The 20,983-nt window shown below is 62.8% G+C and carries 15 protein-coding genes, 1 tRNA gene and 2 riboswitches; of the genes, 10 read left to right on the forward strand and 6 right to left on the reverse strand.

The window, feature by feature from the left end; genetic code table 11:
* Positions 1 to 12: 12 nt before the first annotated feature.
* From L0U81_RS15470 to L0U81_RS15480, 3 genes are all read left to right on the forward strand, one after another.
* Positions 13 to 831, forward strand: a complete 819-nt coding sequence (locus L0U81_RS15470) for a hypothetical protein (RefSeq protein WP_233804003.1) — start codon at positions 13 to 15, stop codon at positions 829 to 831.
* 384 nt (positions 832 to 1,215) lie between these two features.
* Positions 1,216 to 2,283: a DegT/DnrJ/EryC1/StrS family aminotransferase gene (locus tag L0U81_RS15475; RefSeq protein ID WP_233804364.1), complete on the forward strand. Its 1,068-nt coding sequence runs from the start codon at positions 1,216 to 1,218 to the stop codon at positions 2,281 to 2,283.
* An 11-nt stretch (positions 2,284 to 2,294) separates the two neighbouring features.
* Positions 2,295 to 3,269 (forward strand): hypothetical protein, encoded by a 975-nt coding sequence (locus L0U81_RS15480; protein ID WP_233804005.1) that lies wholly within the window; start codon positions 2,295 to 2,297, stop codon positions 3,267 to 3,269.
* A gap of 7 nt (positions 3,270 to 3,276) precedes the next feature.
* Here L0U81_RS15480 and L0U81_RS15485 read toward each other — a convergent pair whose 3' ends face one another.
* From L0U81_RS15485 to L0U81_RS15500, 4 genes are read right to left on the reverse strand one after another with little or no spacing between them, the layout of a single operon-like run.
* Positions 3,277 to 3,996, reverse strand: a complete 720-nt coding sequence (locus L0U81_RS15485; protein ID WP_233804007.1) for a WbqC family protein — start codon at positions 3,994 to 3,996, stop codon at positions 3,277 to 3,279.
* A 1-nt stretch (position 3,997) separates the two neighbouring features.
* Positions 3,998 to 5,188 carry a DegT/DnrJ/EryC1/StrS family aminotransferase gene (locus L0U81_RS15490; RefSeq protein WP_233804009.1) on the reverse strand — a complete coding sequence of 397 codons (1,191 nt, stop codon included), beginning with the start codon at positions 5,186 to 5,188 and terminating at the stop codon, positions 3,998 to 4,000.
* Complete coding sequence (locus tag L0U81_RS15495) at positions 5,185 to 6,414, reverse strand: DegT/DnrJ/EryC1/StrS family aminotransferase (protein ID WP_233804366.1); 1,230 nt, start codon at positions 6,412 to 6,414, stop codon at positions 5,185 to 5,187. Before L0U81_RS15495 ends, L0U81_RS15490 begins: the two co-directional genes overlap by 4 nt.
* A 60-nt stretch (positions 6,415 to 6,474) precedes the next feature.
* On the reverse strand, positions 6,475 to 8,169 hold the full coding sequence (locus tag L0U81_RS15500; RefSeq protein ID WP_233804011.1) for a glycosyltransferase: 1,695 nt from the start codon (positions 8,167 to 8,169) through the stop codon (positions 6,475 to 6,477).
* 526 nt (positions 8,170 to 8,695) lie between these two features.
* Here L0U81_RS15500 and L0U81_RS15505 point away from each other — a divergent pair.
* Positions 8,696 to 10,078, forward strand: coding sequence for a hypothetical protein (locus L0U81_RS15505; protein ID WP_233804013.1), 1,383 nt, complete (start codon positions 8,696 to 8,698; stop codon positions 10,076 to 10,078).
* A 331-nt stretch (positions 10,079 to 10,409) separates the two neighbouring features.
* Here L0U81_RS15505 and L0U81_RS15510 read toward each other — a convergent pair.
* Positions 10,410 to 10,485 (reverse strand) — tRNA-Arg (locus L0U81_RS15510).
* A 308-nt stretch (positions 10,486 to 10,793) separates the two neighbouring features.
* On the opposite strand from L0U81_RS15510, the gene L0U81_RS15515 reads away from it, so the two are divergent.
* Positions 10,794 to 11,687 carry a c-type cytochrome gene (locus L0U81_RS15515; protein WP_233804015.1) on the forward strand — a complete coding sequence of 298 codons (894 nt, stop codon included), beginning with the start codon at positions 10,794 to 10,796 and terminating at the stop codon, positions 11,685 to 11,687.
* A 119-nt stretch (positions 11,688 to 11,806) separates the two neighbouring features.
* Here L0U81_RS15515 and L0U81_RS15520 read toward each other — a convergent pair whose 3' ends face one another.
* Positions 11,807 to 13,897, reverse strand: coding sequence for a UvrD-helicase domain-containing protein (locus tag L0U81_RS15520; protein WP_233804017.1), 2,091 nt, complete (start codon positions 13,895 to 13,897; stop codon positions 11,807 to 11,809).
* Between the two features lie 294 nt (positions 13,898 to 14,191).
* Here L0U81_RS15520 and L0U81_RS15525 point away from each other — a divergent pair, with 294 nt between their 5' ends.
* The 5 genes from L0U81_RS15525 to gcvP all read left to right on the forward strand — a co-directional run bounded on the left by L0U81_RS15525 (position 14,192) and on the right by gcvP (position 20,957).
* On the forward strand, positions 14,192 to 15,241 hold the full coding sequence (locus tag L0U81_RS15525; protein ID WP_233804019.1) for an oxidoreductase: 1,050 nt from the start codon (positions 14,192 to 14,194) through the stop codon (positions 15,239 to 15,241).
* Positions 15,242 to 15,458: 217 nt separating this feature from the next.
* Positions 15,459 to 15,809, forward strand: a complete 351-nt coding sequence (locus L0U81_RS15530; protein ID WP_233804020.1) for a hypothetical protein — start codon at positions 15,459 to 15,461, stop codon at positions 15,807 to 15,809.
* Between the two features lie 216 nt (positions 15,810 to 16,025).
* Positions 16,026 to 16,128, forward strand: a riboswitch (glycine riboswitch).
* A gap of 21 nt (positions 16,129 to 16,149) precedes the next feature.
* A riboswitch (glycine riboswitch) is annotated at positions 16,150 to 16,297 on the forward strand.
* Positions 16,298 to 16,377: 80 nt separating this feature from the next.
* Positions 16,378 to 17,496, forward strand: coding sequence for a glycine cleavage system aminomethyltransferase GcvT (gcvT, locus tag L0U81_RS15535; protein ID WP_233804022.1), 1,119 nt, complete (start codon positions 16,378 to 16,380; stop codon positions 17,494 to 17,496).
* Between the two features lie 61 nt (positions 17,497 to 17,557).
* Positions 17,558 to 17,938, forward strand: coding sequence for a glycine cleavage system protein GcvH (gene gcvH, locus L0U81_RS15540; protein WP_233804023.1), 381 nt, complete (start codon positions 17,558 to 17,560; stop codon positions 17,936 to 17,938).
* Between the two features lie 82 nt (positions 17,939 to 18,020).
* Entirely contained in the window at positions 18,021 to 20,957 is a 2,937-nt protein-coding gene (gene gcvP, locus L0U81_RS15545) for an aminomethyl-transferring glycine dehydrogenase (RefSeq protein ID WP_233804025.1), read from the forward strand.
* Positions 20,958 to 20,983 lie beyond the last annotated feature (26 nt).

The raw sequence follows: 20,983 nt of genomic DNA on the forward strand, positions 1-20,983 counted from the left end.
CCGGCAAGTTTCATGAAGAACGAAATCCATCAAATCTTCTATTCGGACGAGACGCGCCGGGCACTCGATCCGGGCTTTCTCTCGCTCGACAACACGGGGAATCGGCCGGACTGGTTTGAGTATGGCGCGATCCGGGAATTTTTTCGCACACGTCTGTTGGATCCGAACACGCGGTACGGCTTCTTTTCGCCCAAATTCGCGTTCAAGACACGCCTGACGGCTGCTCAAGTCTGGGAGTTCGTCAACAGTACGCCCGACGACGTCGATGTCATCACGTTCTCGCCGTACTTCGATCAGGCCGCGTTCTTCACGAACGTCTTCGAGCATGCCGCGGCATGCCACCCGGGCATCGAGCATGCCATCGACGGAGCACTCCGCCTGATCGCGCCGGACGCGAAGGTTGGTGGGACGGTGATGAGTTCCGTGCAGACCGTCTACTGCAATTTTCTGGTCGCGAAGCCCGCGTTCTGGCAGCAATGGCTGCAAAGGTGTGAAGTCATTTTTAACGTTGCCGAGTCGGGCGAAGGTGATCTGGCGAAGCGGCTCAACGAAGATGTGAAATACGAGCAGCAATTCGCGCCAGCAAAGATTTTCGTCATCGAACGTGTTGCTTCGCTGATTCTGGCCACGCAGCCGTCGTGGAAAGTGCGCAATTACAACCCGATGACGCTTCCGGTCGCCAGCGCGCCGCTTAGCCGGTTCGGGCCCGAGCTGGTCGCGCTTGACGCGCTCAAGCACGCAGCCAACGCAACGGGCTTTGGCGAATATGTGACGGCGTTCGTGCAACTGCGCAACTCGCTGAACGAGCGCCTCAAAACCGGAGCCGCATAACGGAGACACGCAACGCAGGCCGGCTGTCTGTAGCACGTCGACTCAGACGCACCGTACGAGGCAATTTGGGCCCCATTTACCCGGCTTTTTCACCGATCGCCACGGAGCTTGCGATGACACACTGGAGATAGCCCGCCTTCCCGCGCTATGCGAGGCGATCCCCTCCCACTCACAAAACGGCACGCACCTAGCTCGGCCGAAGAATGCCCCTTGACCATGATCACAGATCTCCTGTCTGAGGAACGCGAAGCTTCGCATGGGTCTGACGCGCCCGTTACGCCGGAGCAAGCGCTGCCTGCTGTACCCCCGCGCCCCGGCACGGATGGGCCGCCCACTCATCTGGTGCCGGTGACGCAGCCTTATTTGCCACCGCTCCAGGAGTTCATGCCGTATCTGGAGGAAATCTGGGAGCGCAAATGGGTGACCAACAACGGCGTCTTCCATCGACAGCTGGAGCGCCAGCTATGTGACTACCTTGGAGTCGAGCATCTTTCTCTTTTCTCCAACGGCACGCTTGCGCTCATCACGGCGCTGCAGGCGTTGAAGATCACCGGCGAAGTCATCACGACGCCGTTCAGCTTCGTCGCGACCACGCACGCGCTGCACTGGAACGGCATCAAGCCCGTGTTCGCGGATATCGATCCCGTCAGCCTCAACCTCGCTCCGGATAAGATCGAGGCGGCGATTACGCCGCAAACCACCGCGCTGCTGCCGGTTCACGTCTACGCGAACCCATGCGACGTCGAGCAGATCGAGCGGATCGCCGACACCTACGGACTCAAGGTAATTTACGACGCCGCGCATGCCTTCGGCGTGCGGATCCGCGACCGGTCGATCCTCGAATTCGGTGACATGTCCGTTCTGAGCTTCCACGGGACCAAGGTGTTCAATACGTTCGAAGGCGGCGCCATCATCTGCCGGGACGAAAAGACCAAGCGCCGCATCGACAATCTGAAAAATTTTGGCTTCGTAAACGAAACGACGGTCGTCGCCCCGGGCATCAACGGCAAGATGAACGAGGTACAGGCTGCCTTCGGCCTGCTGCAATTGCAGCACATGGATCAGATCCTGAAGCAGCGCGCCGACATCGACACCCGCTACCGCAATGCTTTGCACGATGTGCCCGGACTGACGATGCACGACATTCCGGATTACTGCACGAGGAATTACGCGTACTTTCCGGTCCTCATCACGCCCGGCTTTGGGGCCACCCGCGACGAAGTATACGAGGCGCTGCGGGCGGAGCAGATCGCGGCTCGCCGCTATTTTTACCCGCTCATCAGCGAGTTCCCCACCTATCGGGGATTGCCATCCGCCACCTCGCAAAACTTGCCGGTGGCCAGCGCCGTGTCCAGGCAAGTTCTTTGTCTGCCAATTTTTCCCGCGATGGAAGAAAGCGTACAGCGGCGCATCATCGACATCGTCCGTCAATGCGGAGCGCGCGGACGGTAATGGAACCGACGATGCCCGACGCGATCGGCGGCTACTTTGAGCTTGAATTGCCGCCGGGGCAAGGCGAACTTTACCCGGACGCCCTGCGATTCCAGTCGGCTCGTGCGGCGTTTTTCGCGCTTCTGGAAACGGGTCGTCCAAAGCGCATCTGGATGCCATGGTACAACTGCGAGACGATGCTTGAGCCCCCAGCGATGGCGGGCGTCGAGGTGCGCCGCTACCGGATCGACGAGCAATTCAACATAGCCGACGACATCGAGATCGACAGTCGTGACTGGATCCTCTACGTCAACTACTTTGGCCTGTGCGATGAGCGGATCGATCGTCTTCTCGAGCGCCTGCCCCGCGAGCGTGTCGTAATCGACAATTCCCAGGCTCTGTTCAGCGCACCGCGCGATTGCCTCGCAACTCTCTATTCCCCCCGCAAGTTCTTCGGCCTCCCGGACGGCGGCTACCTGGTCACCCGTGTGGGTGTTCCGATTCCCGACGAACAGGACAACGGTTCGGTCGAACGGACAACGCCTTTGCTCACCCGACTCGACCGCGGTGCTGAAGCGGGCTATGCCGGGATCCAGGCCGCGCGCGCCACGTTGCGCGGCCAACGGCCGAAGCGGATGTCAACGCTGACTCAACGCTTGCTCGCGCATATTGACTACCCTTCGGCCATCGAGCGCCGCAATCGCAATTTCGAGCGATACCATCGATTGCTCGGAGGCAACGAACTGCCGCTGGCCACGCAAAGCGGACACGCGGCGCTTTGCTATCCGTTCTGGAACCGTCGCAGTGATTTGCACGCAAAGCTCGCGGCGAAGCGCATATTCGTCCCACGATACTGGCCGAACATCAGGGGTGAAAGCGGCACTGCGGAGGACTTCGAATTCCGGATGTCGACTGAGTGCCTCGCGCTCCCTTGCGACCACCGCTATGGCCCGAACGAGATCGATTACGTCGTAGCCGCACTACGTGCCGCTATCGAAGCATCGTAACGCAAGCCTAGGCCTGCAGCAGGCGGGAGCCCGCGTGGATCGCATCGAGCACGACTTGTGGCGAATTCCACATCAGCACATCGATGATCGATAGACCCGGCTCGAATGCATGGGGCCCAGTGTCGTAGGTGAAACCGTCGAACGAGAGAAACTCGAGCGAGATGTCGCGCGACGCGAAGTGCTCAGGATCGAACAATTCGCGACCGCCAGCCGGATTGACATATCCGTTCGCCCCGAGCAACGCGCTGATGGTCGGTGCCCATTCGCCCGGTGCCATCGCCTCGGGCAATGGCAGATCCAGTTCCGAACAGATCTGATAGTCAAAGCGTAGTCCCAGATACTCGCAGACAGCGCTCAATCCGCGTACGTTGAGGTGTACCAGAGACGGGTCGTCAGTATCCTGCATAACCCGCGCTACCAGCGCTTCGATCGCGCGATAGTAAGGCGCGTGACGCTTGTAATGCGTCAGCTTGCCGAGCACACTACGGCACGCCTCCCCGAGATCGAGCACTCTCGCCTCGCGGGTCAGGATGGAAATCGAGGAATTCGCAAGGGGCACACTCAGGTACTGCCACCCTTCTTTTGGATGCAGCACCCGATTGCGATTCATCCAGGTCTTCGGCGTATATTGGGTCACGTCGAACACGACCCATCGGTCGACGTTGGCGATCAACGCGAAATGCCCCAGATACGGGAAGAAGTACGGCTGCATGATGCCGAGCTTCACGTCACGCTCCAAGTCGTTCCGCAATACGCGCCGCGTTGCGCTGCGCCGCTCGAATCACTTCCGCGATGCGTTCGGCGATATCGAGGTCGACCTGCGCACCAACAGGTAATTGCATCACCGATTCACACCAGTGCGCGGTGTTCGGCTGCGCGCGAGCCAGACCTCCACCCCGGTGTCCGACACCCAACGCCCGGCTTCCGCCGGCTTCGACGTTCTCCATTCGCAGTACCTCGAGAAGCGCGTCGCGAGTCAAACCGAACGTGTTCGCATCGACCCGACAAACGACGTTCTGATAGTTGCTCTTGCTGACGTGCTGCGGCGGGCATACACGCAATCCCGGCACGTCCGCAAGCAGCGTTGAATAGGCGTCGAAGACCCTCCTGTTGCGCTCGATCAGTTGGGGCAGGTCTTCCAGATTCATCAACGCGATGGCGGCCTGGGCTTCCGATAGCCTGCCGTTGCCGGTCTTGCCCACGGGCACCGGGCGCCCCATCCCGTAGTTGCTGCGAATGTTGCGAATATGGGCAGCAAGGTCGTCGTCGTTGGTGCAGATGACGGCGCCTTCGGTGGCACTGAGAATCTCGCCTGAATGAAACGAGATGACTTCGAGACGGCCGGCGCCGCCGATTGGTACGCCATTCACTTCGCAGCCGAACGCCTGGGAAGAATCGAAGTAGAGCGACACGCCATGGCGATCCGCGAGACGCTGCAGCGGCGCAATATCGGCAGCGCCGCCCCACAGGTTAACTGCCAGGATGCCCGACACGCCACCGTCCAGCAGACGCGGCTCGACATTCTCGGCCGTCATATGCCCGGTTTCGCGCGAAACGTCGCAAAACTCCACTTCGACATTCGCCCAATCCAGGGACTGCGCGGACCCGACGAAGCTGAAGGCAGGCGCGATCACCTTGCCCTTGAACCCCAAGGCCTGGGCGGCCAGCGCGAGACCAATGCTGGCGTTGGTGACGCATATCGCATGCTTGACACGCAGCGTATCCGCCAACTGGGCCTCAAGTTTCTGCGCGAGCGGCCCATGATTCGTGTAGTACTGGCGCGCAAAGATGTCGCGGAATGCGCTTTCATAGCGCTCCCACGACGGAAAATTGTGCTGCCCGAGCCGCACCGGGCGAGACAGGCAGGGGCGCCCTCCAAGGATTGCCAGATCACCGCGAAGTGGAGCGTACGTACTCATGTCGGAAACCGTTCGTTGATTTCGGCTGCGTGCCGATGAACCAAACGCAGCAGGGAAGCAATTGCCTCAACGTCGGACTCGTCGACGAAGTGGCCACACGGCAACATCAGGAACCGCTGCGCCAGTTGCTCGGTGAGACGCAGGTCACCGGCGACCGTGGGATAGTCGGTGCGCTTCTGATGCAGCGCAGGGAAGTAGTACGGACGCGAAAGCATATTTTCCGCGTGGAGGATCGCGAGAAGCCTGTCCCTTCTGACTGGCCACGCGTCCTGCAGTTCGACGACGATGTTCTTGTAGCCGCAGCGTTCGGTTTCGTCGAAGGTGACCAGCCGCACATCGGGCACGGTGGGGACCAGTCGCTGATAGGCGCGATACCGCTCGCGATTTCGCAGCACCTGCGCATCGACGTCGTCGATCGCGGAGAGCGCCATGGCGGCGTGAATTTCGTTCTGCTTCACGTCGATGCCGACATCGTCAAGCGTGCCATCAGCCCGCAGACCGAAGTGCCGCATGTCCCGCAAGCGCTCCGCCAGGGCTGCGTCGTTAGTCGTTACGTATCCGCCCTCGAAAGCGTTGAACAGCTTGCTCGATTGCATCGAAAAGCATTCGGCGCGGCCGCTCGACCCAACCTTGCGCCCTCGGTACGTTTCGTAGACCGACTCCACCGCATCGAATAACAGTGGAATGCCCGTCCGCGCCGAGAGCCGTTCAAGGCCATCGACGTCGCAACAATTGACGATCGGATGGACGCCAAGGATCAGCGCAGTATTTTCGTTGATGCAGGGTGCCGCTGTTTCCTCGGTAATGGAGAGGGTTTGCGGATCGACCTCGCAAAAGTGCGGCACGAGTCCGGCCCAGGCGACGATGTCGGCCAGCCGGCGATAGGTCAACGACGGCATCACGACTTCTCGTCTGCCTGGCAATGCAAGACACTTCATGGAGAGCACGAGGCCCCAGAAGCCACCCGCGAAGGAGACGCAGTGCCTGACCTGATGGAACTCAGCGAGACGCCGTTCCAGCATTTGTTCGACGACGCCGTGGTCCGTGTATTGTTGCGCTTCGTAGAACTGCTTCGAGTAGCCCAGAAAGCGTTCGATGTCCGGTTGAACCAGATTCGAAATCGACCGGATGGTCTCGAAGACCGGCGTTCCTCCGAAAACGGCAAGATCCGAAACTTGTGTCTTAGTGAGCATGGGCTCGTTACTCCTCACCCGATAAGGGTGCACGTTCAATTACCGCGTCATGGCGGTAGTGCGACTGATAAAAGCCTCGCTCATGCGCCCGCTTCAGTCGGCAAATTTTGGCGCCGCGCCCTTCGAGAACAGGAAAAACGGCTCGCTCCCGTTACAGCCCCACGTATCGGGATCGACGTCTCCCAGTACGCTCGTGTGCGGATATAGATCGCCGTGTAGCCCTGCTGCCCGAATCCGGTCTCCGATATCTGCGCCGAACAGGCGCACGTGATCCTTCTGCCCGAAATACCGCGTAGCGAATGCCTCGGTTGGCGGCGCGATCAATTCCATCGTCTGTTTGAGCATCGGTGAATAGGGAGTCTGCGCAATCAGATGCCCGCCGTGTGCGAGGCAGCGGCTCAATTGCGCGAGCGCCGCATCGGGTCGTTCGACGTGTTCGAGAACGTGATTGCAGATCACGAGGTCGAAGTAGCCGTCGGGAAACTCCAGTTGCTCGATATCGATCTTCCTGTGCTCGGGTCCCCTTGGGAACAGGTCGCCGGCAATGTATTCGAGCGGTCCGAGCGCGCGAATCCTGCGCTCGATCCCCGCCTCGGGAGCGATGTGCAGTACGCGCTTGTTCGAGAAATCGGCGAGCGCGGGCACTCGTCCCATGTACAGCCACAGATGCCGCTCGCGGTCGTTGCATCCACAGCGCGGGCACAAATGATTCTGCAAGGTAGAACCGACCGACCCGACCTGAATCATGAACTCGCGGTCCCGAATCTCGGGGTGTGGAACCCACCCGGTGACAGTCGACTCGCATACCGCGCAGGTCTTGGGCGCGGCTCCGCCCTTTCTTCTGCTCCCGGCGATCCGGGCCGCGACAGCGCGCCTCGCATGATCAAAATCGCGCTGAAAGCGTTCGGACTGCAGCAGCCGGGCCGGGGCTTCCTCAACCAGCTCGTCGAGATTGGCCATTAAGCGTGCAATCTCAGGAAGTGACGTGCCCCACAACACGTACTGTTGCATCAGATTGCGCCGTGCTATCTGCAGCGTCGCACGGTCCATGTGGCCAGCCTCCGCCTCGCCGCGGATAAGGAGTTCCCATTCGTACAGACCCGCACTCAGATGAGGGCTATGCCGGTTGGACGCTTGACCCCCATGTTGCCGGAACGCACTCATGTAGCCACCGACCGCGACAACCGGCCCGTGCTCTGCGGCATTCAGGTAAGTAGCAACGTCGCCGAGGAACCCGAGTCGCCAGTCGCGGTATACGAAAAGGCGGGCTCCGTCGAATCGCTCGCGATCGAGCATGATGTTGCTCGGCTCGCCGACGAAGTTGTTAACGTGACCGACCAGGCGTTGTGCAAGAAACGCACGATCCAGCCTTGCCGCCTGCCCCATCTTCAGCAAAGCAGACGGAGCGGCCGTCATGTTGTCGTTGGCGTCGATAAATACGCGCTCGTGAAATGCCATCAACGAGGCGGGGTTGTCCCGCAACGCAGCGACCAATGTTTCGACCGATCCTGGCATCAGCAGATCGTCGTCGAAGAGCCATTTCACGTACTTGCCGCTCGCGCGCTCCCACAACGCCTGGCAATTAAGGCTCCCTTTCTGGAAGCCATGATGAAAATACCGGACACGCGGATCGGCAATCCCCGCAACTAGCTCCGCCAGCGTCCCGTCTGCGGTGTCGTCGCCGACCAGAATCTCGATATCCGCAAAAGTCTGGTTCAGTGCGCTAGCGATCGAGCGGATGAGAAACTGCGGTTTGTAAGCGGGAATCAGAACACTGACGAGCGGCATTGCGGCAAAACTCCTGTTGGGACGGCCTCCCGCTGCTTCATGAAGCGATCAACGACCGATTGCTCACGTGAAGGGTAGCGCGCCCACACCCGTGGACCCGCCCCTCGATGGGCAGTTGTAGATTACCGCCGTTCCTCGCGCTTCAATCGAGCAAACAAGCGTGCGTTCGGGGTGTATTTCGGATCGCAGATGCGCGACCTGCGGTCGGCAAAAGGCGACCGCACGGCATCAAGCGATCGTCGCTGGGTCATTGCACATTTGCATAATTGGCGGCAAATCCGGGGGTTGTTCGATCGATTGCCCTAATGGCTCTTCCGCTACCCTTGTAAGGTCGAAAAGACCGCACGCACCGATCGTCATCCCGACGAATGTTCGTGCTGCCGTTTCAGTTCTAGCGCGAACCGGGAGCGCCATTCATCGCCGCAACCCTTTCTGAATGCGCTGACTCAGCCAATATCCTGCCCACGAACATGCGGAGCTTTCCCCGATGTCCCGGGGGACGCAAGACTCACGGTGTTTAGGACGAATGGAAATCAACAAGCAAGCCACGATTCAAATCAACGCAAATGGGGAATCGGTCTCGATCACGACGTCGCTTTCCCTTGACGATCTCGACAGAAACGGCATCGGCTGGTGCGAGCCCATCAAGGCGCTGGAGTCGCAGCCAAGCAATTTGGTCCACATCGGTACTTATCTGAACATCGCGCAGATCTGTCTAGAGAGCGGGCGGCTCATCGAAAGGCTTGGCGTTCTGCGCCGCGTCGCGCGCCAATTCGGCCGCCAACTCGGCGATGTCTCGCAGCAAATCGACCTACTGGCCGGCAGCGGCTTGCCGATGCCGGACCTGCCCGCCGGATGGTCTGTCGAGGCAATCGATCGGGACGAGCGCCAGTTCAAGGCTCTGGCCTGCATCGACGGACCGGTCTACTCCAACTTCTGGCATCCCGGCGCACGGTACGGCGGACTCGCCGGGACACCAGGACTCGAATCCCTGCAGCCGCCCCCGGCGTTGGACAACGCGTCATTTCACGTCTGCTTTAACGGCGCGGTCGTGGCAACCGTCCCGGTCGTTGTTGATGCAACGCACTCGGCCGCCTGGGTCACCAATCACCCCACGTCAGGGTACATGCCAATCGAGGTGCATTTCAGCGATGCCAAGGCTAATCGAAGCGATGTCTACAAAGTCGTCGTCGCTTACCTCAAGCATGTGACCAAGGCCTTCGGCGCGAGCCAGTTCGCGATCATGGAGCCGCCGTCGGATCACTTCGCGCTTTACAAACAGATACTCAAGAAAGCGCGCTGGTATTCGGCGCAGATCTGGGATCGTCCCTACGTCGATCTGACGCTTTCCGACAGCGAACTGATCTCCGGCATACGCAAGTCGTATCGATCGCACATCAACTGGTGCGCCAGGAATCTCGTGGTCGAATATTGGAGCGGCGATCAGATCACCAGTGAAAAGACGAGAGAAATCTACAGCGTCATCCAGGAAGTAAAAAGCGAGATGCTCGCCAAATACGCTGATGGCATGACGCTGGAGTTGTTCATGCACCCGATTCTCATGTGCCGGGTTGGAAAAGGCGAGGTCGCGATCGCGAGGACTACCGATGGCGTGCCGTACGGCGTCACGGTCACGACCTACGACAATGGCGTCGCCTACTATGCCATCGGTGGTTCGAAGGTCCTCGACGGCAAGAATGTCGGACACTTCATTCTGTACGACGCTATCAAGCGGGCGAAAGCGAAGGGGCTCCGGCGGTACCTGATGAATCGTCTCTTCCCGTCCAGCGTCTCGACGGATAAGACCAACATCAAGTTGACGGTCGAGCGCAACATCAACATCACGTTCTTCAAGCGCGGTTATTCCGACGACTGCGAATTCGTCAACGTTTATAACGTGCTCGGTTAGCGGGCTTGCTGATGGCGGAGGCCTCGCAGATCATGCGAATCGGCAGCCCTCTCGCCCTTTGATTCGGTCATGTGGCGTCCGAGCGATAGTGTGGAGATTGCCTTCTTTCAAACTCCTCGGTGGATATGACGTGCGCCCCACTGCGCCCCCCTTCACTAAGCGGGGGCCGGCTGTAGAACTGGCGATTCCCAGGGGCGTGCACACGGATCCCTACGCGATGACGAACTTACTGTGCTGGGGAGGCCGTGAAAATGCGAGGGAGCAAGGTCAGCTTGCATCCACAATCTCGCATTGGAAGGACGAAGAAGACGTGTCGAATGACGTATCAGATTGGCGCGCCCGGCTGGGATCGAACCAGCAACCCCTGCCTTCGGAGGGCAGTACTCTATCCATTGAGCTACGGGCGCTTCACCACAAAACTGCGGGGAATTAACGCGAAAGCGGGGCAACCAGAACGGACGCAACGCCAACGCGAGAGACCGCAAGGATACCCGGTTTCGGCCGAACCGTCCACCGCACGGCCTCCGACGCCCGCTCCTGCGTCTTCCCCGCACCCTGCGGCAGCCCGTGACGATCCGGGTAAACGCCTGCTGAACACGATCCGGGGCCCCTCGCCGCCGCCGAAACCTTGCGTCTATAATCGTCCGTGGCCGATAAAGAACAAGAAGTTGCCGTCGCGCTGTACCGCTCACATACCCACGGAGACGAGACAAGCATGAGCGAAGCACCACACGGAGCCCCGATCAAAACCCCAGCACAGCTCGTCGCCGCCGTCATCGCCGGGTTTGCTGTGCCGATTGTCATCATCGTTCTGCTCGCCGTCTACGTCGACAATTCGACGCGCACCGGCGCCGGCACCGACTCCCTCTCCGAAGCCGAAGTCGCCTCCCGCATCCATCCGATCGCCCAGGTCGAGATCCGCGACGCCAATGCGCCGCGCGTCTACAAGAGCGGTGAGGAAGTCTACAAGGCGGTCTGCTCGGCGTGTCACGCATCGGGCGCGGCAGGCGCACCAAAATTCACCAACACCGCCGACTGGGCTCCGCGCATCGCACAAGGCTTCGACACGCTGTTGCACACCGCGCTGTCCGGCAAGGGCGCGATGCCGCCGCGCGGCGGTACGAGCCCCGACGATTACAGCGACTTCGAGATCGCACGCGCGGTCGCCTATATGGCAAACAATTCGGGCGCGAGCTTCCCCGAGCCGGCGCAACCGGCGGCGGGCGCGGCCGCGGCGTCCGGTGCAGCAGCCGCGGCAGGCGCATCGGACGCGGGCGCGGCTCAACAGGCCGCCGCTGCAGTGGCGGCATTGGCCAGCGTGCCGCAAACTGCCGCCCCGGCAGCTGGCGGCGAGCAAAGCGCGGACGCTTCGCAGGCCGGCAAGGCGCTGTATCAGTCGGTGTGCCAGGCCTGTCACGCGGCCGGCGTGCTGAACGCGCCCAAGTTCGGCGACAAGGAAGCGTGGGCGCCGCGCCTGAAAGACCCGATGGACACGGTCTACAACTACGCGCTGCATGGCAAGGGCGCGATGCCTCCGAAAGGCGGCTCGAACGCGTCGGATGCGGAAGTGAAGGCGGCGGTCGACTATATGGTCAGCGCGGTGAAGTAAAGCGGGCCGCATCGGCCGTCGCTGAAATGAAAAATCCCTGCATGCGCTAACGCGATGCAGGGATTAGTTTTATGCGCAGGCAAGCAACCACATCGGGCAGGCACTGAAGCGCCGCCCGCTTATGGCTTCTGCAACAACGCCTTCAGACTCGCGAGCCGGTCCTTCGGCGACATCGGCGCTTCTTCCGGTGTCGGCGGCGGCGCATCGTCGAGCAGCATTTCGTTGATAAAGCGCGACGCCTCGCAGACGATCGTCTCGCGCGCCCGCTTGCGCTTCTTGCACCAGTTCAGATGCAGGCTGCGCTGCGCACGCGTGATCGCCACGTACATCAGCCGACGCTCTTCCTCGATGCGCGCGTCGTCGATCGGTTCGTCGTCCGCGCCGCCGCGATGCGGCATGATGCCTTCCTCGACGCCGACCAGGAACACGTGCGGATACTCGAGCCCCTTCGACGCATGCACGGTCGACAGCCGCACCGCATCCGGATCTTCCTCGCGGCCTTCGAGCATCGACATCAGCGCGACCGTCTGGATCAGCCCGAGCAGGTTCTTGCCGGTGTCGCCGAAGCCGTCGGCGGTGTCGTAGCCGGTCGCCTCGCTGCCGCTGCCGTGCTCCGGCTCTTCCTTCGTGCCTTTGCGCTTGAGCCACTCAATGAACTCCAGCACGTTCTGCCACTTCGCCTGCGCCTGGCGTTCGTCGAACGCGTCGTACAGATACGCTTCGTAGTGGATCGCGTCCATCAGCTCATTGAGCAGCGTGCCCGCCGCGTCCTTTTCCGCGCGGTCGGTCAGGCGCTGCATGAAGTCGCAAAACGCGCGCATCGGCTCGATCTGCCTCGGCGACAGGCGCGCCTCGATCCCGCCCATGTAAACCGCCTCGAACAGCGACACCTTCGCCTGACCCGCGAACGAGCCGAGCGCCTCCAGCGTCGTATTGCCGACGCCGCGGCGCGGGGTCGTGATCGCGCGGATGAACGCGGGGTCGTCGTTTGCGTTGGCGATCAGGCGCAGGTACGCGCAAATGTCCTTGATCTCGGCCTTGTCGAAGAACGACTGTCCGCCCGATAGCACGTATGGAATCCGTTCGCGGCGCAGCACCTGCTCGAAGATGCGCGCCTGGAAGTTGCCGCGATACAGGATTGCGTAGTCGCGGAAATTCGTGCGCCGCTCGAACTTGTGCGCGGACAGCCGGAACACGACGGACTCCGCCTCGTGTTCCTCGTCGTTGCAGCCCGTCACGGTGATCGTGTCGCCCATGCCGTGCTCGGACCACAGCTTCTTCTCGAACAGCTTCGGGTTGTTCGCGATCACGTTGTTCGCGGCGGTCAGGATGCGCACCGTCGAGCGGTAATTCTGCTCGAGCTTGATCAGGTGCAGATTCGGAAAATCCTTGCCGAGCTGGCCGAGGTTTTCGAGGGTGGCGCCGCGCCAGCCGTAGATCGCCTGATCGTCGTCGCCGACCGCCGTGAACGCCGCTCGCTTGCCGGCCAGTAGCTTCACCAGTTCGTACTGGCACGCGTTGGTGTCCTGATACTCGTCGATCAGCAGATAGCGAAGCTTGTTCTGCCAGCGGTCGCGCACCTGCTCGTTGCTCGCGAACAGTTCGGCGGGCAGGCGGATCAGATCGTCGAAATCGACCGCCTGATACGCATGCAGCGTCGCCACGTAGTTGCGATAGACGATCGCCGCCTGATGCTCGTCCTCGGTCGATGCGGTCGCAATCGCCTGCTCGGGCATGATCAGGCCGTTCTTCCACAGCGAGATGATCGACTGGATCTTGCGGATGAAGCCCTTGTCCGTCGAGCCGACCTGTTCCTGGATCATGCCGAAGCAGTCGTCGGAATCCATGATCGAGAACTGCGGCTTCAGACCGACGTGCTCCGCCTCCTGCCGCAGAATCTGCACGCCGAGCGAGTGGAAGGTGCACACCGTCAGCTGGTTCACGGGCACCTTGCGGCCTTCCTTGCCGGGCGCGGTCAGCGTCTTGCCTTCGAGCAGCTTGCCGACGCGCTCGCGCATTTCCGCCGCGGCTTTGTTCGTGAACGTGACGGCGGCGATGTGGCGCGGCTCGAAGCCCTTCGCTTCGATCAGGTGCGCGATCTTCTGCGTGATCACGCGCGTTTTGCCGCTGCCCGCACCGGCGAGCACGAGACAGGGACCGTCGAGATAGCGGACCGCTTCACTTTGAGCGGGATTCAGGCCTGCGGACATCGTTTGTGGATGGGTAATACGGTTGAGGGCCGCCGAGGTCGGACTGGCGGGAGGCGCCGGCCGAAGGCCCGGGACACGCTGGGCGGCGCAATGCGCGCGAGAGGTGCGATGTTAACACGGACACCGCGACGGACACCGCGATAGACGCCCTCGGTGACCCCAACGCTCGACAGAGTGCGCGCGAGCCCGCCCCAATGCTGAGCCCCCAGTCCAGCCCGCAAATGCCACAATAATGCGAATGCGCGCCGCCGCCGCGGTGGCAAGGCGGCGCGCCGTTCTTCCAGGAAAACTCGCATGTCCGAATCGCTGAAGATTGGATTGATGGGCTACGGCTTCGCCGGCGCGACGTTTCACGCCCCGGTGATCGAACATTGCGGACGCGCGAGCGTCGCCGCGATTGCGACCGGGCAATCCGAGCGCGCGCACGCCGACTATCCGCACGCGAAAATCGTCGCCGATCTCGACGCGCTACTCGCGCTCGACGACATCGACTGCGTGGTGATCGCGACGCCCAACGACACGCACTTCGACCTCGCGCGCCGCACGCTCGAAGCCGGCAAGCACGTGGTCGTGGACAAGCCGGTCACGCTGAGCTCCGCGGACGCTCACACGCTCACCAACATCGCGCTCGCGCGTGGCAAGCTGTTCGCCCCCTTTCACAACCGCCGCTGGGACGGCGATTTTCTGACCGTACGGGATCTGCTCGCGCGCGTGGAACTGGGTCGCGTCACGCACTACGAATCGCATTTCGACCGCTTCCGGCCGGGCGTGCGCCAGCGCTGGCGCGAGGACGTGACGCGCGGCGGCGGTCTGCTGTTCGATCTCGGCCCGCATCTGATCGACCAGGCGCTCGTCCTGTTCGGCGCGCCGCAGACGGTTTCGGCGACGGTGCGCGTGCACCGCGACGACGCGGGCGCACCTGACTATGTGCACATCCAGCTCGGCTACGAAGACTTCGAGGTCGTGCTGCACGCCAGCGCGCTGACCGCCTTGCCCGGGCCGCGCTTCGCGATCCACGGCACGCGCGGCAGCTACGTGAAGCACGGACTCGATACGCAGGAAGATCAGTTGAAGGCTGGCCTGCGCCCCGGCGACGAAGGCTTCGGCGCCGGCAATACCCCCGGCTTGCTGCGCGTGCTTGAAGGCGACCAGGAAGTCGAGCGCGAATTGCCGACCCGGAACGGTGAGTACGCCGGCTTCTATATTGCGTTGGCCGACGCGATCCAGAACGGCGTCGCGTTCCCGATCCGTGCGCGCGACGCAGTCGACGTGATGACGATCATCGAACTGGCCCAGCGCAGCTCGGAACAGGGCGTGCGGCTGCCGTTCGAGCGCATTCGCTGAGCCCTGCGCCGCCGGCCGCCGAGACCGCGCCGCCCCACTCTGTGTACCAAAAACGGCGCGGACTTCCGCGCTGCGAAGGCCGTCGGCGCGGGTCTTCCTGACGCTCCGGAAAGGAACATAACGTTACAAATTCGCCCGCTGCCGAGTCAGCGGGCGTTCGTCGTCATCCGTTGCTAGCGGGTAGCAATCCAATACGACAACGACTCCGGGAAAATCCATGTCTCGAATCATCCGTGCCCTCGCCGCATGCGTGCTGCTCAGCTCCGTCGCCGCCTGCGTGGTGACGCCTCCACCGGCGCCGCATCCGGGCCCCACTCCTCAGCAGATCGCCGATCAGCGCCTGCGTCAGGTGAACGGCCGCATCGACAATCTTGCACGCCGTATCGACAACCGCGTGAATCAGGGCTATTACCCGCCGTCGCAAGGCGCAGGGCTGCACCACCGCCTCGAGACGATCCGCCAGGAAGCGCATGACATGGCCTCGCAGCATGGCGGCGGTTTGTCGGCGGAAGAACAGCGCGTGCTGAATCAGGAGCTGGATAACGCCGCTCATGCGATCGGCGAGTGAGCCGGCGAATCAGTCGGCAAACTGGGGCGGCAAACGAGCCGCCAGGTGAGCACCCACTACCGCTCATCGTGCGGTGATGGACGGCACGGAAAGAAGCGCCACTAAAGCGCGGGCCTCGGGTCCCGCGCTTTTTTTGACGCCGCCAAACCGCCGCGCCCGCCCCCGCACCGCTCGCGGGCCTTTATTTGACAAGCCCCGGCCCGTCGCGTACATTCGCCGCACGCGTCGGGAGAGCGCGCTGGCAAGCGAAAACACGCAGGCCGCGCCGCCGAAGGGGCACACCCGCAAACTCTCAGGCAAAAGGACCGACCGCGTCGAAAGAACCCGCCTTCCCGCGGTTATTTCGCACTCTGGAGAGCGGCAGTAGCCATCCGCGTCGCACGTCGTGCACAGCTGGCAGGCTGCCCACCGAAGGGGCGCGCGTTCATCGTGACGAATCAGAGTCACGGCAGCGCAATCTCTCAGGTATCGAGGACAGAGGGGTCATGCAGAAGCACGCTCGCAGGCACACCGCCGCGAGGCGTAGCGCCGCATGGCCTTTTTTGTTTCGCGAGACGCCCGAGGCCCCATGACCGAACTCAAACACACCCCGCTCCACGCCGCTCACCGCGCGCTCAACGCCCGCATGGTCGACTTCGGCGGCTGGGACATGCCCGTCAACTACGGCTCGCAGATCGAGGAACATCGCGCGGTGCGCACCGACGCCGGCATGTTCGACGTGTCCCACATGTGCGTGGTCGACTTCACCGGCGAGCGCGTACGCGCGTTCTTCGAATACGCGCTCGCAAACAACGTCGCGAAGCTGCAAACGCCGGGCCGCGCGCTCTACTCCTGCATGCTGAACCCGAACGGCGGCGTGATCGACGATCTGATCGTCTATTACTTCGGCGAAGATCACTTCCGCGTGGTCGTCAACGCCGGCACCGCCGATAAAGACATCGACTGGTTCGGCCAGCTCAACGTCGAGGGCGGCTTCGGCCTCACCATCACGGCGCGCCGCGATCTCGCGATCATTGCCGTGCAAGGCCCGAACGCGCGCGAAAAAGCCTGGCAAACCGTGCCAGCAGTGCGCGCGGCGACCGAAGCGCTGAAGCCGTTCAACGCCGCGCGGGTCGAAGCCACCCCGTTCGGCGAACTCACCATCGCGCGCACCGGCTACACCGGCGAAGACGGTTTCGAGATCATCGTGCCGGCTACGCACGTCGAAGCGCTGTGGAATGCGCTCGCCGCCCAAGGCGTACGCCCGGCCGGTCTCGGCGCGCGCGACACGCTGCGCCTCGAAGCCGGCATGAACCTGTACGGTCAGGACATGGACGACAACGTGTCGCCGCTCGACGCCGGCCTCGCGTGGACCGTCGACCTGAGCGCGCCGCGCGACTTCGTCGGCAAGAGCCGGCTCGCAGCCGACGGCTCGCGCGCCGCGTTCGTCGGCCTGATCCTGTTGAAGGAAAACGGCAAGGCCGCCGGCGTGCTGCGCGCGCATCAGAAAGTCGTCACGCCGCACGGCGACGGCGAAGTCACGAGCGGCACGTTCTCGCCGACCATGCAGGAGTCGATCGCCTTCGCGCGCGTGCCGAAAGGCGTGCAGCCGGGCGACACCGTGCACGTCCAGATTCGCGACAAAGCCTGCCCCGCAAGCGTGGTAAAACTGCCGTTCGTGCGCAACGGCAAGGTGCTGGCGGTCTAAGCGGCCGGCGCACGCCCCCTACATTCAAAACACTACCGAACATACTGTTTAGGAGCATCCGATGAGCATCCCGGCCGATCTGAAATACACCGAATCGCACGAATGGGTCCGCACCGAAGCGGACGGCACGCTGACGGTCGGCATCACCGACCACGCGCAGGAAGCGCTCGGCGACATCGTCTTCTTCGAAGTCCAGGAACTGGGCAAGTCCGTCACCGCGGGCGCTACCGTCGCCGTGATCGAATCGGTGAAGGCAGCTTCCGACATTTACGCGCCGGTCTCGGGCGAAGTCATCGAAGCGAACCCGGCCATCGGCGACTCGCCGGACGCGGTCAACAGCGCGCCGTACGACAGCTGGCTGTTCAAGATCAAGCCGGCCGCGGACGCGACGCTCGACCGCCTGATCGACGCCGACGCGTACGCGAAGTCGATCGGCGCCTGAGTCAAAGCCTGATTCACCTTCCGTTTTAACCGTCAGGTGCGGCGCTCGCAAAACGGCGCGCGCCGCACCGCCAGGAACACCCATGAAGCTCGAACACCCGGATCGTCTGATGAACCGCACTCCTCTCTCGCTCGCCGCGCTCGAAGTGCACGACGCCTTCGCCGAACGGCATATCGGCCCGGATGCGGCCGACCAGCAAGCGATGCTCGAAGCACTCGGCTTCGCGTCGCGCGCGGCATTGATCGACGCCGTCATCCCGAAGACGATCCGCCGCACCGAAACACTGCCGCTCGGCCCCTTCGCGCAACCGAAGAGCGAAGCCGAAGCGCTCGCCGCACTGCGCGAGCTCGCGGACAAGAACCAGGTGTTCCGCTCCTACATCGGCCAGGGCTATTACAACGCCCATACGCCGACGGTGATCCTGCGCAACGTGCTGGAAAATCCGGCGTGGTACACCGCGTATACGCCGTATCAGCCTGAAATTTCCCAAGGCCGTCTGGAAGCGCTGCTGAACTTCCAGCAGATGGTTACCGACCTGACCGGCCTCGCCATCTCGAACGCTTCGCTGCTCGACGAAGCGAGCGCCGCCGCCGAAGCGATGACGCTCCTGCAACGCGTCGGCAAGCCGAAGTCGAACGTGTTCTTCGTAGCCGACGACGTGCTGCCGCAAACCATCGAAGTCGTGAAGACGCGCGCGACGCCGGTCGGCATCGAAGTGAAAGTCGGCCCGGCTGCTGAAGCCGCCGACGCGAACGCGTTCGGCGTGCTGCTGCAATACCCGGGCGTGAACGGCGACGTGTGCGACTACCGCGCGCTGACCGAAGCGATCCACGCGGCGGGCGGCCATGTGGTCGTCGCCGCCGACCTGCTCGCGCTGACGGTCCTCACGCCGCCGGGCGAATGGGGCGCGGACGTCGCGGTCGGCAATACGCAGCGTTTCGGCGTGCCGGTCGGCTTCGGCGGCCCGCACGCCGCGTACCTCGCGGTGCGCGACGAATTCAAGCGGCAGATGCCGGGGCGTCTGGTCGGCGTGACCGTCGACGCGCAAGGCAACCCCGCGCTGCGTCTCGCGCTGCAAACGCGCGAGCAGCACATCCGCCGCGAGAAGGCGACGTCGAACGTGTGTACCGCGCAGGCGCTGCTCGCGATCATGGCGAGCATGTATGCGGTCTATCACGGCCCGCGCGGTCTGAAAACGATCGCGCTGCGCGTGAACCGCGTCGCCGCGCTGCTCGCCGAAGGCGCGAAGCAACTCGGCTACAAGCTCGTCAACAATACGTTCTTCGATACGCTCACGTTCGAAACGGGCGCGCGCACCCAGGCATTGCATGACGCCGCCGCCGCCAAGCGCATCAACCTGCGCCACGTGAGCGACACGCGCGTCGGCATCTCGATCGACGAAACCACGACCCGCAGCGATCTGGCTGACCTGCTGTCGGCGTTCGCGCAGGCCGCCTTTGCCGGCGATGTGCCGCAAGTCGATGCACTCGATGCTGCATTGAGCGCATCGGATGTGTCTTCGGTGCCGGCTGAGCTCGAACGCACGAGCGCGTACCTGACGCATCACGTGTTCAACCGTCACCATTCGGAAACGGAAATGCTGCGCTATCTGCGCAGCCTGTCGGACAAGGACCTCGCGCTCGACCGCTCGATGATCCCGCTCGGTTCGTGCACGATGAAGCTGAACGCGACCTCGGAAATGCTGCCGGTCACGTGGCCCGAGTTCGGCCAGATCCACCCGTTCGCTCCGGCCGAGCAGACCGTCGGCTATCGCGAGATGATCGATCAGCTCGAACAGATGCTGGTCGCCGCGACCGGCTACGCAGCCGTGTCGCTGCAGCCGAACGCGGGCTCGCAGGGCGAGTACGCGGGTCTGTTGATCATCCACGCGTATCACGCATCGCGCGGCGAAGCGCATCGCAACGTCTGCCTGATTCCCGCATCGGCGCACGGCACGAACCCGGCGTCGGCCCAGATGGCCGGTATGCAGGTCGTCGTCGTTGCATGCGACGCCCAGGGCAACGTCGATATCGAAGACCTGAAGAAGAAGGCCGCGCAGCACGCCGACAAGCTCGCGGCAATCATGATCACGTATCCGTCGACGCATGGCGTGTTCGAACAGAACGTCCGTGAAATCTGCGAGATCGTCCATGCGCACGGCGGCCAGGTGTACGTGGACGGCGCGAACATGAATGCGATGGTCGGTCTGTGCGCGCCGGGTCAGTTCGGGGGCGACGTCTCGCACCTGAACCTGCACAAAACCTTCTGCATTCCGCACGGCGGCGGCGGACCGGGCGTCGGCCCGGTCGCGGTCGGCGCGCACCTCGCGCAGTTCCTGCCCAACCAGACTTCGTCGGGCTATGAGCGCGCGGAGCACGGCATCGGCGCGGTATCGGCTGCGCCGTACGGCTCGGCGTCGATCCTGCCGATCTCGTGGATGTACATCGCGATGATGGGCGCGAAGAACCTGACCGCCGCGACCGAAACCGCGATTCTCAACGCGAACTACGTCGCGAACAAACTTGCGCCGCACTATCCGGTGCTGTACTCGGGTCCAGGCGGCCTCGTCGCGCACGAGTGCATTCTCGATCTGCGTCCGATCAAGGACACGAGCGGCGTCACCGTCGACGACGTCGCCAAGCGCCTCGCCGACTACGGCTTCCACGCACCGACGATGAGCTTCCCGGTGCCGGGCACGCTGATGGTCGAGCCGACCGAGTCGGAGTCGAAGGAAGAACTCGACCGCTTCATCGAGGCGATGATTGCGATCCGCGAGGAAATCCGCGCGGTCGAGGAAGGCCGCGCGGACCGCGAGGACAATCCGCTCAAGCACGCGCCGCACACGGCGGCGGTCGTGATCGCCGATGACTGGAAGCATGCGTATGCGCGCGAAACCGCCGCCTATCCGCTGAAGACGCTGATCGCGAACAAGTACTGGCCGCCGGTCGGCCGCGCGGACAACGTGTACGGCGATCGCAATCTGTTCTGCTCGTGCGTGCCGGTCGCCGATTACGAGTGAGAGCGGGTCAGCGGGACGTCACGCGC

This window comes from Paraburkholderia sp. HP33-1 (assembly GCF_021390595.1).
In the GTDB taxonomy this organism is placed as follows: domain Bacteria; phylum Pseudomonadota; class Gammaproteobacteria; order Burkholderiales; family Burkholderiaceae; genus Paraburkholderia.

What these genes read in the sequence shown, in the direction of transcription:
- gcvP (WP_233804025.1), top strand. Translation starts at nt 18,021, where the DNA reads ATGAAGCTCGAACACCCGGATCGTCTGATGAACCGCACTCCTCTCTCG.
- gcvH (WP_233804023.1), top strand. Translation starts at nt 17,558, where the DNA reads ATGAGCATCCCGGCCGATCTGAAATACACCGAATCGCACGAATGGGTC.
- L0U81_RS15490 (WP_233804009.1), bottom strand. Translation starts at nt 5,188, where the DNA reads ATGAGTACGTACGCTCCACTTCGCGGTGATCTGGCAATCCTTGGAGGG.
- L0U81_RS15525 (WP_233804019.1), top strand. Translation starts at nt 14,192, where the DNA reads ATGTCCGAATCGCTGAAGATTGGATTGATGGGCTACGGCTTCGCCGGC.
- L0U81_RS15530 (WP_233804020.1), top strand. Translation starts at nt 15,459, where the DNA reads ATGTCTCGAATCATCCGTGCCCTCGCCGCATGCGTGCTGCTCAGCTCC.
- gcvT (WP_233804022.1), top strand. Translation starts at nt 16,378, where the DNA reads ATGACCGAACTCAAACACACCCCGCTCCACGCCGCTCACCGCGCGCTC.
- L0U81_RS15515 (WP_233804015.1), top strand. Translation starts at nt 10,794, where the DNA reads ATGAGCGAAGCACCACACGGAGCCCCGATCAAAACCCCAGCACAGCTC.
- L0U81_RS15520 (WP_233804017.1), bottom strand. Translation starts at nt 13,897, where the DNA reads ATGTCCGCAGGCCTGAATCCCGCTCAAAGTGAAGCGGTCCGCTATCTC.
- L0U81_RS15470 (WP_233804003.1), top strand. Translation starts at nt 13, where the DNA reads ATGAAGAACGAAATCCATCAAATCTTCTATTCGGACGAGACGCGCCGG.
- L0U81_RS15500 (WP_233804011.1), bottom strand. Translation starts at nt 8,169, where the DNA reads ATGCCGCTCGTCAGTGTTCTGATTCCCGCTTACAAACCGCAGTTTCTC.
- L0U81_RS15480 (WP_233804005.1), top strand. Translation starts at nt 2,295, where the DNA reads ATGCCCGACGCGATCGGCGGCTACTTTGAGCTTGAATTGCCGCCGGGG.
- L0U81_RS15505 (WP_233804013.1), top strand. Translation starts at nt 8,696, where the DNA reads ATGGAAATCAACAAGCAAGCCACGATTCAAATCAACGCAAATGGGGAA.
- L0U81_RS15475 (WP_233804364.1), top strand. Translation starts at nt 1,216, where the DNA reads ATGCCGTATCTGGAGGAAATCTGGGAGCGCAAATGGGTGACCAACAAC.